Source organism: Vibrio sabulosilitoris, from assembly GCF_055391395.1.
This window is the reverse complement of sequence record NZ_AP029600.1, coordinates 1,227,693-1,243,485: the sequence shown is the minus strand read 5'-3', so window position 1 is coordinate 1,243,485 and position 15,793 is coordinate 1,227,693. Positions and strand designations below refer to the sequence as shown.

The following is a 15,793-nucleotide window of genomic DNA, read 5'->3' as shown; positions in this document are numbered from 1 at the left end:
AAGCAACTGTCGCTGAATTTGTACGATGAGGTCACTTGGGTAATTTACGAACTTGAGCTTAATGAACATTGCAGTGAAAGGATAAGATTATGGACAATATTATTATTTCCCCAGGCAAGTATATTCAGGGTCGCGGGGCACTGGGTAATCTTGCCCATTATGCCGGACAGCACTCACTAGTGATTGCCGATGAGTTTGTGCTCGGTTTGACGCGTGATACCGTTGCCAGCAGTTTTGATAAAGAGGACATCAAGGTCACCTTCGAGCTTTTTGGCGGCGAGTGTTGTAAGCAAGAGATCCAACGACTTGCGGCTATAGCAGAGGCTTGTGGTAGTGAGATGGTGGTGGGAATAGGCGGTGGTAAGGCATTGGATACGGCCAAAGCGGTGGCTTATTATCTGCATCAGCCGGTGGTGATTGCACCAACGATAGCCTCGACGGATGCACCGTGTAGCGCGCTGTCTGTTCTCTATACCGAAGAGGGTATTTTTGAAGAGTATCTGTTACTGCGTCAGAATCCTGACATGGTGTTAATGGATACTGAGATTATTGCCAACGCCCCAACGCGTTTACTGGTCGCAGGAATGGGGGATGCGCTAGCCACCTACTTTGAGGCCAGGGCTGTAAGCAATAGCCACAAAGGAAATCTTGCTGGCGGCTTACCAACTAAAGCGGCTATGGCATTAGCCAAGCTGTGTTTTGATACGTTAATTGAAAAAGGGCAGTTAGCCAAATTGGCCGCAGAGGCGAACGTTGTGACGAGCGCACTGGAAGATGTGGTCGAAGCGAATACCTATTTAAGCGGTGTAGGCTTCGAAAGCGGTGGGTTAGCCGCCGCACATGCGATTCACAACGGCTTAACCATCCTTGAGGAGTGCCATGGTCAATATCATGGTGAGAAGGTCGCGTTTGGCACCATCACTCAGCTGGTTCTAGAGAATGCTCCTAGTACAGAGATACAGCAGGTGATCGATTTTTGTAGACAAGTCGGCTTGCCAACCAATCTGGCTGAGCTTGGGGTGAGCCAGTTTGATAAGGCTAAGCTCTATGAGGTGGCTGTGCTGGCTACGGCGCAAGGAGAAACCATCCACAACATGCCGTTTGCAGTCGATGCCGATAGTGTTCTCGCCGCAATGCTGGTTGCCGATCAACTTGGCTCCTAGCAAGTAGAGCTATCTCAATGTGTTGGGGTAGCTCTCAATTTCTCTACTCAACAACGAGGAATTGTGCGCCAAGCGCTTCATATTCCAAGTGATTGTCTGGTAGTTGGTCCGTTACGATGTAGCCTAACTCATCGATACTGGCATATTTTGCCAAAGATTTGAGGTTAAACTTGGAGTGATCACAGCACACAACCGTTTTCTCAGCTTTTGAGGACATCAAGCGTTTGGTATCGGCGAGGTGTATATCTACGGCGGTGGCACCATCGACTGAAATTCCGTTTGCTCCCATAAAGGCGATATCGACTTGGAGGTTATTTATAAAGGCTTCTCGACCGCTGTGATAGCTACAGTGGTAGCCGGATTTGACGATGCCCCCAAGAATATAAATCGTGATATTTGGCGAGGTTTCAAGGATTTGCGCCGTTGCAAAGTCGTTGGTGATGACCGTGAGATTCTTTTTATCGAGGATATAGCGTGCAATGTGGGAGGTTGTGGTACCCGTATCGAGAATAATGGTTTGATTGTCCGTGACAAGCGACGCAGATAGCTTACCAATGGCCTCTTTTTCGTTGAGGTGATAGTCCTTTCTCTTATCGGAAATGGTCTCAGTATCGATGAGATTTTTGCGTATCGCACCGCCATGAGTTTTGGTTGCTAGGCCACGGTCACAGATCTCCCTCAGGTCTTGACGAATGGTTGCTCGAGTGATGTCGAATTCGTCAGCAAGCTCATTAACGGAGACTTTACCTGCCGATTTTATAAGCCCAAGAATTTTTTCTCTTCTTTCTTCCGCAAACATAACTGTCCTGTATTTGTTTGTTTTTTCTTTCATTTTATCTACATATGCATTCGAGTCAATCTATGTTTAGTCGGTAGTTTGTGATCAAAGGCTTAATGTAAAGGGCGTGAGGGCATCGACAAACCACTTAATCCACCAATCCCGCACTTCGTTGCGGGCTGACGTTTTTAGGTTGTATCGGGTATGTATAGTAACCTCCGTGGCAGGTCCCAGAAACCAAGACTTTGACGTAGGAAAAGAACTTGCAATGTTACTGGTAATCATTGATAGATGCTTGACGACTTGAAGCGAGGTTTATATTGAGGGTGGGCCATCTTTCGAGCAAAGTTGGTTCCTGTAAAGTGCGTTGAGGTAGTGTCAAACCTCAACGCAGTATGTCTTGGCATAAAATGACTTCGAGGTTGCAACATGCTCGCTCCAAGTTCATTTTATTTTCTTCCATCCAGTTCTCTAACCCAGGTGGCCAGCTGACCGTCGGCTCAGTAAAAAAGCCGCGCAACAGTGAGAAACAGATCGCCTGATCGACCAGAGGAAGTGTGGATAAATACAGAGTCTCATTTTACCTTCCTCTCAGTGCCTAGTACTTAATCGCCGTTTTCCCGATAGAAGCGCTGCTCTCAATTAGGCGATGAGCCTCCTTCAAGGTACTCAGGCTAAAATCATGCAGTGTCGTGGTTAAGGTTGATTTTATCCGACCACAGTCAATCAGATTGGCGGTTTGGAACAAGATATCTTGCTGTCTTTGAATATCCTTAGTTTGAAATAGAGAGCGGGTAAACATCAGCTCCCAAATAAAGCCAGCGGATTTCCCCTGCAGTGCCGATAAGTCAATACCGTCATCAAACTCAACAATCGAGCTAATCATTCCTTGCGGGGCGATCAGTTCGACCATCGCAGCCCAGTGGCCCTTAGTGTCAGCTACATTAAAGATGTAGTCGACGTGGTGTATCCCCTGAGCTCTGACTGATTCGATGAGATTGCGGTGATTCACTACCACATCAGCGCCCATATCGCGCGCCCATTGTTCGGTTTCAGGTCTTGAGGCGGTGGCAATAACGGTTAAGTTTGTTAGCTGTTTTGCCAGTTGGATGGCGATTGAGCCAACACCACCTGCGCCGCCAATAATCAAAATCGATTGGTGCTCTTCTGGGCGCACTCTGAGGCGATCGAAAATAGCCTCCCAGGCCGTTAAGGTTGCCAAAGGCATTACTGCGGCCGCCTCGTCAGATAAGCTCTTAGGGGCGTGCGCAACAATGCGGTGATCAACGGCCTGGTATTCGGCATTTGCGCCCTGCCGGCTGACGTCACCAGCATAATAGACGCGATCACCAACGGCAAAGCCCTTAACCTCAGCACCAATCGCGACCACCTCACCAACCGCGTCATAACCCAGAACTTTGGGTTGGGCGTGAGGCTTATTTTTGGCGCTGCGGATGCGAATCTTGGCGTCAGCCGGGTTGATGGACGTTGCACTAACTTTTACTAATAAGTCACCATCTTTTGTTTCTGGTAGCGCAGCCTGAAACTCGATTAGGCTCTCTTGCTGTTCAATATCGAGCGATTGTGTAAAGCCAATGGCTTTCATTGTCGAAGGTAACGTCATGGGTTGTGCCTCTTTACTAAATGATTGACCAGTTTGGTGTTGGGTCCAAGTATAGGCGGGTAGAGGCATGGTTTTATCAAAGCTTCTTAGAGACTCTCTCAAATCCACATCAGGTAGCAACATATTTGATGGGGGAGTGAGCGATAGGCAATAAAACCCCGACAGTGAACTCGGGGTTTTATTGCCTATCGTGTAGATAAATTGCGGTGTGGTGTGGTCGACTATTTGCGGATTAGAGCAATCTCTCCATCACGATCGGCAACCATCCACCATCGATTTTCGTAGTTGGAGTCGTAGCCAACAACTGGGTGGTCTTCACAACCCGCTTCACGATCCGGTGTTACACCGTTTACAAAGTCTTCATTCCATGGCATATCCAACACGCAGTTTTCTGGCGCCACTGGAACCCATACGTGATTGACCGACTGGCCAAGGGTCACGTTCTTGGCATTAACGCTGTCACTTGCCGTAAACTGAATACCGTATTGGTCGCCGATGATCGCCTCAACATCCCAATCTTGAGTTGCCGTGGCCGGTAGCAGGGTATGCGGCCCTTTTGCTGTGCCGTCAGGTTGAGAGCCCTCATTGCCGTAGTCGGCAGTGATGTCTTTGACTGCGCCGTGTGAGTTCTGATACGTGCCACCATGAACCTGCATACCGTTGACAATTAGGATATCGGATACGGTCTCGTTGCTGCGAGGTTCCCAGCTCAAGGTGACATGCTTTTTCATATCAATGGTGGTAGCTGGTACGATAACATTACCCTTGCGCGCACCAGTGTTATCGAAGTCATTCTCGCCATTGATGATACGGTTGTTACCATTAAGGTTTACATCCCAACCTTGGTGTTGAGTGAACAGGAACTGGTAAGTAAGGCGCGTTAGGTCATTCATTGATTCAGCGCGCTTGAAGCCTTCGTGGAAGCTCAATGTACGCTGCGTTGTATCTACGCGGTTAAACGTATTGTTGGTACCACCAACCAGTTGTGCAGCGGAGCCGTCATCGCCCACACATTCCGCGGTTTTGTATTGCGTAATGTGATTTAGAATCGGGCGTTGATCCTCAGGGATCGAATTAGGGTAGATCAGCGACTCACAGCGATTTAGTGTGCGGCTGAAGGTATCGATCATAACCCAATCCGGATTCTCCAACTCCTTCATGCCATCTTCATTTTGTTTGATGGTGTGTGGAGCGGCCCAAGAGTGGTAATCCACACGTTGGTCATTGAAGGTTAGGATTGGTGCGTTCGCATCGTAGTGCGTCGAGCCTTCACTCATGCTGGCCATTTTGTGTTGGATGACATCTTGGATCAGCTCGCGCTCGCCGTAGCGGTACTCGTAGCCTTTGTAAGAGGCGTTACCACTGACGATCTGTGTATATGATGGCATGCGGTAATTGCCGCCACTTGGGGTCGAAGCCATAGTTTCAGTCGATGCACGGCCGCCAGGATCGTTTGAGCCAAGTACGCGTGCATGGATCTGAGAGCGTTGGTACATATGCTCATGGCCTTGTACCCAAATCACATCATGCTCAGCGAATGTCTCACGGATCTCTTTGTGGATATCGAACAAGCGGTTGTCATCTTTTTTGCCTTCAACGATTTGCTCGCGAGTTTCACCGTACTTCGCACCAACGAGACCGTCGTGGCTGGCGATAACAACGTGATCGAAGTTGCCTTCTTCATTGGCAAGGATTTCTTGGATCCAACCAAAGGCGATTGGCAGGTTGTAGTAGGCAAGGCCAATCATCAAGACGTTTTCACGAATGATGTAGTAGTTTAGCCACTCAGCTGACGGCATATGAATCGCATCTTCAGGGATGAAGTGGCGCATGTTCTCAATCCACTCTACCGTGTAGGCCCAACTGGTTTCATGGTTACCCATCACTGGCAGGAACTCAATGCCAGCATCGCGGTATTTCTCAGCCACACCAACCCACTGTTCCCACTCATGCGTTGAGCCATTGTCGGTCAAGTCACCAACAGGGATCACAACGTTAACGCCTTCTTGTTTTTGCTTCGCCAGCACAGCTTCCATCGGGTGGATCGCTACGTTCCAGCCGCCACCTTGAGTATCTGGCAGAAGACCAACTTTCAGTTGGCCCTGTGGGGCAGGTTGTGGAAGCTCTGAAGAGATATTGTCGTTGCTATCTGAGCTATTACAACCGGCTAACACTGCGGTAATGCTCAACGCAATAAGTGAGGTTTTAAAAGTACTGCTTTTCATTGAAAAATCCGAAAGATGATTAATTTTCTGTAGGTCACGTTTGGATGAATATTGACCTTTATGACAGTAAAACTGCTGGCGTCGGAGAATAGGTGGGGAATATGAAAGATTTATTTCTACAGTCTGGAAATATTAAGCCTAAAATGTCATAAAATAATAAAGTGTGACCTTGGTTCATGGTAGTGCGTTGCAGTTACATGACAGAACTAAATAGTTAGGCTAAAGGTAACTATAAGTTAAAGTATGCTAATGGTTATATTTTTGACCAAGTCTGATTGACAAGTTAGAGAGTTTTATTCATCAAAGGGCTGGTTTGGACGGGCTAGTTAAGTAAAAAAGCCCTGGATTAAATCCAGGGCTTTTTTATTGTAGATATCGTATCTTAGATTTCTGGTGGTGCAGAATCAAACTGACTGCGCGCCTCGAACCCATTCATGAATTCGCATCGGTGTGTATAAGCAGACAGTAGCATAGAGGGCAACATGTCCTCTTGGTAGCGCTTGGTGGCTCGATTGATGAAGTGCATATATTGCTGATTGGCCATTTCAAGGATGTTGTCCCTGACATCGTTTGGCACTTGATACTCGGTAACCAGCGATGTGTAGTTGGCACGATGCACTTGCTCTCTTTCTACTTTTAAATAACTCGCAGCAGCGATGCAGGTTGCCTCTTCATTCAGGTCATACATCATTTTTTCTGGGGATATATAAACTATGTCTTCTTGGGAGAGTGCCTGCATTGAACAAGCAATCAGGCCTAGGGTAATAAACAAACGTTTCATTGTAGGGTGTTATAAGCAAATAAGCGCAGAGAATATAGCTAAAAGATGACACTTTTATTTCTTTTTTGTGTAATAGGCCGACGTGGTATTACTAATAGAGAAAAATTGTCGCTTTATTGTAGGCACATCAATGATGAGTATAAAGCCCACTCAACCGAGCGCCAAATGGGCTAACTGTTCAATCAGTTAAGAAAATTCAACACCAAATTTGATATCGCATTCGATTGAGCCAGCATAGACATTGAAGCTTGTGTTAACAATTGATTTTTCATCATTTCAGAAGACTCAACCGCGTAGTCAGTATCGAGTATTCTACCCTTTGCCATAGCCGTGTTTTCCGACATGTTGGCCAGATTGAGTGTGTTGTGCTCTAGACGATTGATCTTGGATCCCAACTCTGAGCGAAGCTCGCTAACCTGATCTAGAAACCGGTCAATGCCATAAACCGCCGAACTCGCACCCATGGTGAGAGAATAACTAAACAGTCCACTTTTAATCCAAACAATATCGTCATCATCAGGCCAGTCCCAACGGCCTATGGTAGAAAATACACTTTCGATTTTGTCGACCAAATCAACTTCCATTTGCTCGTTGCTGGTGGTGCCAATTTGAAAGTAAGTCGGTTGTGAGAGTAATCCTGAGCCATCAACCAACTCTCTTGCTGTGTGGTCATATTCACCAAATACGCTACTGCCTGAGCCATGTTGAGTGTTGTCCATTATGTTTTTAAGCTCATAACAAAGAGCGTCCCATTCGGACTGCATGGCTTTGGTCTCTGACTCAGAGTTGGTTCCGTTGGCGGCAAGTAGAGCAAGGTCGCGCATTCGCTGACCAATATTGGTCATTTCATCCAGGGCGCTCTCTGCCGTCTGCAAAAGAGAGATCGCGTCCTGTGTATTACGTGAGGCAACACCTAAGCCATTGACTTGTGACTGCAGGCGAGTGGCAATCTGTAATCCGGCAGCATCATCAGCGGCGGAGTTGACGCGCTGGCCAGTTGATAATCGCTGCATGGCTTGGCTCATTGCACCGGTGTTTTTGTGTATTGAGCTTTGTGTGATCAGCGATAAATGATTAGTGTAAAGAGATAACATCCTTGATCCAACTTGTGATTCTAGTTCTAAATTAGGCCTCTTGGCCTAATTTTTATAGAACGACATACAGCGCATCAATAATTAAACAAGATGCATAGCTAAAATGCATAGATAAGATCTATAGGCTTAATTCAAGAGCAAGATCATGTCTCAACGCTGCGAGAGTGTGTATGAGCAGCTTCACTATTTTTTCACAGTTAATACAGTTATTTACTTTACGTCGTACGGCAACGTAACCAATATTTGAAGTCCGATCACATTATTACCCACAAATTTAGCATGGCTACCTATCTCTTCTAATATAAAACCTAATGCATATGGAGGGAGAGCGAAACCATGGTAAGGCGATTGGACACGATTTTGGTTTTGGTCAGCACCCTTTCCTTTTTTAGTGCGCCGGCATTTGGGTTGGTGGCTATCGATTCTCTGGGCTGGAAGGCCGAGGTGTCATTCGATAGCGCTAAAATACCGCTTGCAAAGATCCATACGTGGAAAGTGGAAGTCAAAGATCAAAGCAGCCAACTGGCGCCATGTGCTCCCAATTCGGTGACAGGTGATATGCCAGCCCATCGGCATGGTTTACCCACACGCCCGGTAGCGAGAGCTGCGGATAAATCAGGGGTGATTTGGGTTGAGGGCCTCAAGTTTCAGATGCCGGGTGAGTGGGAGGTGTTGATTTCGTGCGCGGATACAGTGGGGAACAACCATGAATTTAAATTCTCCTTTGTGTTGTAGATGCTTGTATCGGACATCGGCCCTTTTGATTGCTGTTCTATCACTTTCATCCTGCTGGCAAGCGGAGGGCAGTGTTAGACATCAGTGGTCCCAAATCGAGCTCAATATTCTCCAATCAATGCACTTGTCTAATCTCGACTCAATCTCTGACCCCGGTAATCGCTATATTGGCAGCGCGGATGCCATTGCATTAGGCGAGGCGTTATTCTTTAGCCCTATCTTGAGCCATGATGGTAATACCGCATGTGCCAGTTGCCACGATACGAGCCAATACTTTACCTCCGGTAATGTCAAAGACGGCCATAGGAACACGCCAACGATAGTGGGGGCCGCGACTTCACCATGGCAGTTGTGGGATGGAAAAGCCGATAGTTTATGGTCGCAGGCGTTGATCCCATTTGAAGAGCCGACTGAGCATGGAATCAGTCGTTTGGAAGTGGTTGAACTGGTTTTAGAACACTTTTTGCCGGAGTTTGTTCAGGCCTTTGGTCAAGTGGAAGAAATCCGTCAATTTGGCCAAATTAGACAGCAGCATGAGAGTCAGCCACTCGGTGAGGGATCGCAGCAGCAGTGGCAAAGCTTGTCGGCGTCCGAGCGAAACACGGTCAACAGACTGTTTGCCAAAGTTGGCAAAGCGATTGCTGCCTATGAAGCTCAGCTACTTCCAGGTGAAGCGCGTCTCGATGGCTATATCTCTGCCATTGAGCAGCAAGACTTTGCTTTAGCCGATGATTGGCTCACGCCAAGTGAAGAGGCAGGGTTAAGGATCTTTATTAGTGAAAAAGGTCAGTGTATCCGCTGTCATAATGGCCCCATGCTCTCTAATGGTGATTTTACTGTCACCGCTTCGCCGGAAAGTCAGCACGATCAAGGACGCATCAAGGTCGTTTCGTCTATCACTAAAGCGGAGTTCGGCTGCCTGAGTGAGTATTCAGACGGTCAAGAGTGCGATGAGGTACGCTACCTGAAAACCGAAGGGGCAGAGCTAATGCACGCATTTAAAGTTCCATCGCTGCGTAATATCACACTGACAGCGCCATATATGCATCAAGGCAGCCTCGGTGATCTCAATGCTGTTGTGGACTATTACAACCGTGCGCCAAGAAATGGCTTAGCCCACACCGAGCTCGAGCCACTTTACCTACTTCCTTACCAAAGAAAACAATTGGTCGATTTTTTGTCGGCACTAGAGGGGGGCATTAGTCCCACTTCCGTTTCTCGTATTCCACATAAGGAGGAATAACTAATGAGAAAAGTCATCGTACTAATAATCGTATTATTTTCCTGTCAATCCTGGGCCCATGTGCGGTGGTTTATTGATGCTGCGGAGGTTGAGTCTGTCAGCCTTCCCCAAGATAGCTTGGCCCTAGGCATCTTACTTTTTGTGCTAAGTTTCTGTTTTGTGGTCCACTACGTGACTAAAGTTGGCTTATTAGGGGGCTTTACCGCCAAACCTATCCTCCAAGAATCTTTAGTGCTTTGGCGTTTTCTGACGTTTGTGATGGCACTGTTTTTTATCCTCAACCTTATTTTGGGTGAGTTCGTTGCACCAAACCTTCAGTTGTTGACAGGGCAAGAGTGGATAGGGGTCGTTTTACAAGTGACTGTGGTGGCGGTGATGGCTGTATCGGTCAGCGTCAGCGGGCTAATCATAGTCGCACTGGCTTTGAGTCTGTTTTACCTTCAGCCGTTTTCCATCGCTATCGACTATTTTCCAGAGCTACTTGCGATTGGAACCGCGCTAGTTGTCATGGGGCCACTGCTGAATCCGGTGGATCAAGGTGTCTTTGGCAGTGTCAGTAGACGTATCGGTGGACGAGCGTTCGCGGTGAAACAGCTTCGGTTCTTATTGGGGCTGCAGCTGTTTATCTTGGGAATACATAACAAAATGATGTTACCGGGTCTTTCACTTGCTTTTGTTGAGGCCTATCCATACTACAACTTTATGCAATTGTTGGGTTGGAGTGAGTTTAGCCATATCCACTTTGTTTGGTTTGTTGGCGTTAGCGAAACACTTCTCGGTGTGATGTTGATGCTTGGCTTTGCGACACGCTGTGTGACGTCACTACTGGCGGCCATTTTTGTGACAACCACTATTGTATCGGGGCCGGCTGAAGTTTTGGGTCATATGCCGATATTTGCCATGGCTTTCTTACTTCTGTCTGAATCGACCAATATACTCCAGATTAGTGAAAAAAGAGCAAACAAAGAGCGTGAAAGTAATACATGTATAAATTGATGCTCCGTCAGTAATCTAAATATTTTACCGTACAGGAACTCATTAAATAGTGATGTTGTATGGTTTTATATATCGGTATATCTTGAAATTACACTTGCGTTAGACGTAAAGCGCTTTTATTTTGAGGGTATTTACCTGAAATCATGACTCTAAATATTATAAAGTATGCGGCCAGGTTATAGGTTAAGTTCCTCCTGGTTTTTCATCTTGAGGCCAAATGGTGGTTATTTGTAAATAGCGAAATTTGGGATGAGTTAATGTATTTACAAATTAGAGCTTTTATTTGAATATGACCAGCTCAAAGGATGTCGTATGGTAAGTGGCTTTAAAGGGCCAAATTACAGGATGTCGTGTTGTGTTATATTGATTGATTTGTTTTTATAATGCCAAATAACTGCGAGTAATGTAAGTGTTAATATATCTATACTTGATGTATTAACGATTATTTTTCAGAGCGAAGGAGTCTAATAAATAAGAATTAGGTCCACCACCACAATATATGCCTTCACCAAAAAAATTGCACAAGGAGAGTAGTGTAATGAGTATGAGTCACAAAGATGCATCAAGGTTTCTTGAGAGAGCTACTTTTGGCCCAAGAAAAGAAGAAATAGATACCGTTAAAGATATAGGTATAAATTCTTGGCTTGATGGGCAATTTAGTCATGAACCCTCTTTTCACTATGAACGATATCGATTTATTCAAGATTATCGAGCAAGTGTTAATGGTTCTAAACAGGAACACTGGAATTATCGAATTAATGCTTGGTGGGATATTGCCCTTAAATCCCAAGATCAGTTGCGCCAAAGGGTAGCGTTCGCCCTCAGTCAGTTGGTCGTGGTATCTCAAAGAGATCCCGGCTTGGCGGCGAAAAACCAAGCCGCTGGTTTGGCCAAGTACTATGACATCTTAGTGCGCAATGCTTTTGGCAGTTACGCTGATCTGCTTAAAGAGGTCAGCCGCTCCTCTCCAATGGGTGTCTTTTTGACCATCGATGGCAATATACCGCCCAGTGAAACAAGTATTCCTGATCAGAATTATGCTCGTGAACTGATGCAGTTATTTACCTTGGGTGACTGGCAAGTTGATATTGAAGGCAACTTTATCCGCGATCAAAATGGTGGGTTGATCACCTCACACAGTCAAGAAGATATCGAGGCTCTGGCGCGAGTATTTACTGGGTGGAAAGTCAAAGACTCAACCCTGATTAGCGATATGGTGGTCAATGAAAACGACCATGATCAGAATGAAAAACTGTGGCTAGGGCACACAATGCCAGCAGGTGTCTCAGCTGAGGAAGAGATGGAGTATGTGGTTGAGCGCTTGATTGAGCAGACTGAAACAGCGGTTTTGGTCAGTAAGCATCTGATTAAGCACCTAGTAACCTCTAACCCTAGCCGGGCGTATGTTGGACGTGTTGCCTCGGTATTCCAAAACTCTTTGGGTGACTTAGAGCAGGTTATAGAGGCAATTCTTACTGATTCTGAATGCTTGAGTGAAGAAGTGACGACGAGAAAGGCAAAAGAGCCAATTATCGCGTTCTCTTCACTTTGTCGGGCGCTGAATGCGAAGATGGGCGCGAACTATCCGCATCACCGAGATACCGGAATTGGTTTTGGTTACCTTGATCAGTATTCACCCAACAGGCCTACTAAGCAGGGGGCGTTAATGGCCCCAACGGTGTTCAACTTCTACGACCCTGATTATGCGCCTCTGGGAGCTATCAACGACCAAGGGTTGATTGCACCGGAGTTTGAAATTATGTCCGGTAACGATCTGACCCAGTACGGAAATTTACTCAACGACAAAATCAAAAATGCGGTCAGAGACGGAGATACAGTCAGTAAATCCGACAAGTACTTATATCTGGATATTACTCCCTTTATCGATTTGTATGAATCTGAAAAAGCGGATCTTTTTCTCGCTGAAGTCAATGATACTTTCTACAACGGTAGCATGCGTTCAGAGACATATGACTATGTGAATGAGGCGATGAATAGCTATGGATTCAATCGAGACAATTGCTGGAAAATCATCTGGTTGGTTGCCATGTCTCCAGAATTTAACGTACAAGGATGAGTAATATGAAGCTTTCTAGACGCAAATTTTTACAAAGTTCTGCTGCCTTATCAGCAACATCTTCACTTCCTTTTGCTCTTACAATTCCAAGAACTGCGCTCGCTTTTGGCAATGATGGATATCGCGCGATTGTGTGTATTGAGCTGACCGGTGGTAATGACTCAGCTAATATGGTTGTGCCTCTCTCTGGCGAATATCATGATGCATATAAGAGCAAAAGACCGGCCATTGCATTCTCACAATCTGAATTATTGGATACGGGTTGTCAGGATGACAACGGGGTTGCCGTTGGTTTACATCCGAAAATGGTGGGCGTTCATGAGTTGATGCTCCAAGGTAAAGCAACGTCTGTCTTAGGCGTTGCCCCCATGCTTGGAGTCAATAAAACGCCGCCAGGCACCCGTCGACATAATGCGATGAGAGCTGCTTGGCAATCGAGTTACACCGCTAACCAATCGCTTAGTGAGTTTGGTTGGGGTGGTCAAATTATGGATAGCCTGTCGACCGGCTCATTTTTTCCTGAGCTCCTCTCCTCGTCGAGCAACACGCTACTCAAAGGGCGTTCTGTCAGTGATCAACAGATGAATGATGACGCCAGTTTTAACCTAATGCAGTTTTTTAACTCAAGTAGCCAAGGCGAGTCGCTGTACAAGCTGCATATTTACCAACAAAGAGATAACGACTGTCCATTTATGGCGCAATATGCGCAAGAGTTTGGTGTGTTTTTTGATGCCTATGAGCAGTATACAGAAACCATTAAAGACATCGGCTTTGATCCATTGATTGAGCGCACTAGCTCACTGAGCAAACAGCTTTCCGCGGTTAAGAGAATTATAGATGCCAGTGCAAATTCAGGGGTTGTCGGCGGGCATATATTCCTGGTTAAACAAGGGGGTTATGACACGCACAGTAACCAGCTTAATCGTCACAATAGCCTATACGGTGTATTGGATACGGCTCTGTATCAGTTTAGTCAGGCGCTTGAGCAAAGTGGATTATCTGACAGCGTGACCACGTTTACCATGTCTGACTTTGGACGTACCACCCATGCCAACACTAGAGCAGGTACCGATCACGGTCATGGTGGACACCAGTTAGTGTTGGGAGGCGCGGTCAATGGTGGCAAGGTGTATGGTCAATTTGAGAATATGCTTCAGTCAGGGACGGGCCTTAAAGGGATGATTTCTCATGAATCCTATGCGATGACGTTGGCCTCATGGCTGGGGGTTGATGATAGTACTTTGATCGATGTGTTCCCCAACGCCTATGTTCAGTTCCCGACCAATCTTGGTTTTATCGGCAGCAGCACCTTATTCCTGAAAGCTTCCGAGGATGGATTTGTAAGAGGGGGGAGAGGTGCCAATGAGGTCAATAATACTCATCTTCTCTATGTGAAAGGAAAATCCAAGTGGGGCAGCAATAACTCCTTTCTTCGCATCGCGTATGTCAAATTCAATCTTGGCAGTACGACACTGTCTGATTCCGCTACATTAAAACTCTATTTGAGCGGAGTACATTCAGCCCTTGCTTCCACTAAAACGACAGTCAAAGTGGGGCTTGCAGAGAGTAATTGGTCTGAAGACTCCCTAACGTTCAACACCAAACCAGAGACCGTGAGTTGGGGAGAATCACGCAACATCTATCAAGAAGAGGCTGGGACGTGGGTCAGCTTTGATGTTAGTGATCTCATTGCTGGTCAAAGTGGCGAAGTCACACTTGTGCTCCGTCAGACAAGTATGGGTGATGGGCAAGGCGACTTGTTTTTCTCTAGCAAAGATAGCCTAGAGGGTAATGTCCCTGAGTTGGTTATCAGCAAGATTTAAATCAATGTCTTAGGTAGAAACTAGCCCAAACTCACCTATGAGCGAAAGGCTTTTAGATGCGGACTTCGTCATAGAGCAGGCGGCTCCGCTCTAATCGCTCTAAGACGTTGAGTTTAGGGCTTGGATATCACCCACCAAGCCAACCCTGCTGAATTTGCGTCTTGAGGTTACCGGCAGGTTAGTCAATAAACGACGTTATTATCAACCCGGAGGTAGTAGTGCAGCTGCCCAATACTGAACCGACTCTTACTCAAGTTCGCCATCAGTTTCCAATCGTTGACACGGATATATATTTCGATAGTGCCGGGGTTAGTCCTTTATCCATCGCCGCTGAGAGAGCCGCTAGCGCAGTGTTAAACAGTCGTATGAAGCAGGGAAAGCTCGGAATTAAGAGTCACGCGACGCAAGTCGTGGAAGGGTGTCGAACGCAACTGGCCAAGTTGCTGAGTGTGTCGAGCGATAATATTGCGTTGACGGCCAACACCACTCAAGGACTGAATCAGATTGCGCTTGGCTTAAAATGGCGGCCTGGTGATGAGATCTTGTTGCCTGACAACGAGTTTCCCGCCAACCAATACCCATGGCTCGCGCTGCAACGAAGAGGGGTGAAAATCATCCGCTTTCCGGTCGATAATGGAAAGTTTAGCCCGCAGCAGTTAAGGCCATTATTTACTTCACGTACACGGCTGCTCGCGATCAGTCATGTTGGCTACGCCACTGGCTTTACCGCGGATTTAGCGGGTTTCGGCGAGCTGTGTCATCGTCATCAAGCTGCGTTTATTGTCGATGCCGCTCAGAGCCTTGGTGCTGTCCCCATTGACCCCAAGCTATATGGTATCAGTGCATTAGCCGCGCCAGCCTGGAAATGGCTATTAGGCCTAGTTGGCCATGGGCTGCTTTATTGTGAATCTAATTTTATCGAACAACTGGCACCTTCATCAGTGGGGGTCGCCAGTGTGGCCCTTAGTGAAAGAGAAACGCCACAGTGGCCTTGTGCCTGGGCACGAGGCGCGCGGCGGTTTGAGTGTAGCTCGCTTGAAACTGCTACAAAGCCTATCTTGCACACAAAGGTACCAGCACATTCGTCAACTGAGCCAATCGTTGTTATCCCAACTCTCAAAGCTCGACCAATTGGAAACCTATCCGGATGGTGGCAGTGGTATCGTCAGCTTCCGTCATGCCAGACAGATTAATACAGCGCTGTTTGACGCCTTAACCCAAGCGAGAGTTCATGCCTCATACTGGCATGGTTGG

At 46.7% G+C, this 15,793-nt stretch carries 12 protein-coding genes; 7 read left to right on the top strand and 5 right to left on the bottom strand.

Translation table 11 applies throughout. The features are described from left to right. The first annotated feature begins 89 nt into the window (after positions 1 to 89). Positions 90 to 1,163 carry a glycerol dehydrogenase gene (locus ACZ5R2_RS21065; RefSeq protein ID WP_464902666.1) on the top strand — a complete coding sequence of 358 codons (1,074 nt, stop codon included), beginning with the start codon at positions 90 to 92 and terminating at the stop codon, positions 1,161 to 1,163. Between the two features lie 43 nt (positions 1,164 to 1,206). Here the strand turns inward: ACZ5R2_RS21065 and ACZ5R2_RS21060 are convergent, their stop codons facing one another. From ACZ5R2_RS21060 to ACZ5R2_RS21040, 5 genes are all read right to left on the bottom strand, one after another. Then, positions 1,207 to 1,995 (bottom strand): DeoR/GlpR family DNA-binding transcription regulator, encoded by a 789-nt coding sequence (locus ACZ5R2_RS21060; protein ID WP_464919449.1) that lies wholly within the window; start codon positions 1,993 to 1,995, stop codon positions 1,207 to 1,209. 544 nt (positions 1,996 to 2,539) lie between these two features. Further along, positions 2,540 to 3,565 (bottom strand): zinc-binding alcohol dehydrogenase family protein, encoded by a 1,026-nt coding sequence (locus ACZ5R2_RS21055; RefSeq protein ID WP_464902668.1) that lies wholly within the window; start codon positions 3,563 to 3,565, stop codon positions 2,540 to 2,542. Positions 3,566 to 3,786: 221 nt separating this feature from the next. Further along, positions 3,787 to 5,790, bottom strand: a complete 2,004-nt coding sequence (locus ACZ5R2_RS21050) for a metallophosphoesterase family protein (protein WP_464902669.1) — start codon at positions 5,788 to 5,790, stop codon at positions 3,787 to 3,789. 382 nt (positions 5,791 to 6,172) lie between these two features. Further along, positions 6,173 to 6,571 carry a hypothetical protein gene (locus ACZ5R2_RS21045; protein ID WP_464902670.1) on the bottom strand — a complete coding sequence of 133 codons (399 nt, stop codon included), beginning with the start codon at positions 6,569 to 6,571 and terminating at the stop codon, positions 6,173 to 6,175. 182 nt (positions 6,572 to 6,753) lie between these two features. After that, positions 6,754 to 7,665 carry a flagellin N-terminal helical domain-containing protein gene (locus tag ACZ5R2_RS21040; protein ID WP_464902671.1) on the bottom strand — a complete coding sequence of 304 codons (912 nt, stop codon included), beginning with the start codon at positions 7,663 to 7,665 and terminating at the stop codon, positions 6,754 to 6,756. Between the two features lie 348 nt (positions 7,666 to 8,013). Here ACZ5R2_RS21040 and ACZ5R2_RS21035 point away from each other — a divergent pair, with 348 nt between their 5' ends. The 6 genes from ACZ5R2_RS21035 to ACZ5R2_RS21010 all read left to right on the top strand — a co-directional run bounded on the left by ACZ5R2_RS21035 (position 8,014) and on the right by ACZ5R2_RS21010 (position 15,732). After that, the gene (locus ACZ5R2_RS21035) at positions 8,014 to 8,400 is read left to right on the top strand and encodes a FixH family protein (RefSeq protein ID WP_464902672.1); all 387 of its coding nucleotides are present in this window, start codon (positions 8,014 to 8,016) and stop codon (positions 8,398 to 8,400) included. Beyond that, positions 8,372 to 9,643, top strand: a complete 1,272-nt coding sequence (locus ACZ5R2_RS21030) for a cytochrome-c peroxidase (RefSeq protein WP_464919448.1) — start codon at positions 8,372 to 8,374, stop codon at positions 9,641 to 9,643. The genes ACZ5R2_RS21035 and ACZ5R2_RS21030 overlap by 29 nt, the downstream gene beginning before the upstream one ends. Positions 9,644 to 9,646: 3 nt before the next feature. Next, complete coding sequence (locus tag ACZ5R2_RS21025) at positions 9,647 to 10,639, top strand: hypothetical protein (protein ID WP_464902674.1); 993 nt, start codon at positions 9,647 to 9,649, stop codon at positions 10,637 to 10,639. A gap of 538 nt (positions 10,640 to 11,177) precedes the next feature. Then, on the top strand, positions 11,178 to 12,716 hold the full coding sequence (locus ACZ5R2_RS21020) for a DUF1800 domain-containing protein (RefSeq protein WP_464902675.1): 1,539 nt from the start codon (positions 11,178 to 11,180) through the stop codon (positions 12,714 to 12,716). A gap of 5 nt (positions 12,717 to 12,721) precedes the next feature. After that, positions 12,722 to 14,539, top strand: coding sequence for a DUF1501 domain-containing protein (locus ACZ5R2_RS21015; RefSeq protein ID WP_464902676.1), 1,818 nt, complete (start codon positions 12,722 to 12,724; stop codon positions 14,537 to 14,539). 218 nt (positions 14,540 to 14,757) lie between these two features. Beyond that, a complete protein-coding gene (locus ACZ5R2_RS21010) occupies positions 14,758 to 15,732 on the top strand; it encodes an aminotransferase class V-fold PLP-dependent enzyme (RefSeq protein ID WP_464902677.1) in 975 nt (324 codons plus the stop codon). The last annotated feature ends 61 nt before the right edge of the window (positions 15,733 to 15,793 follow it).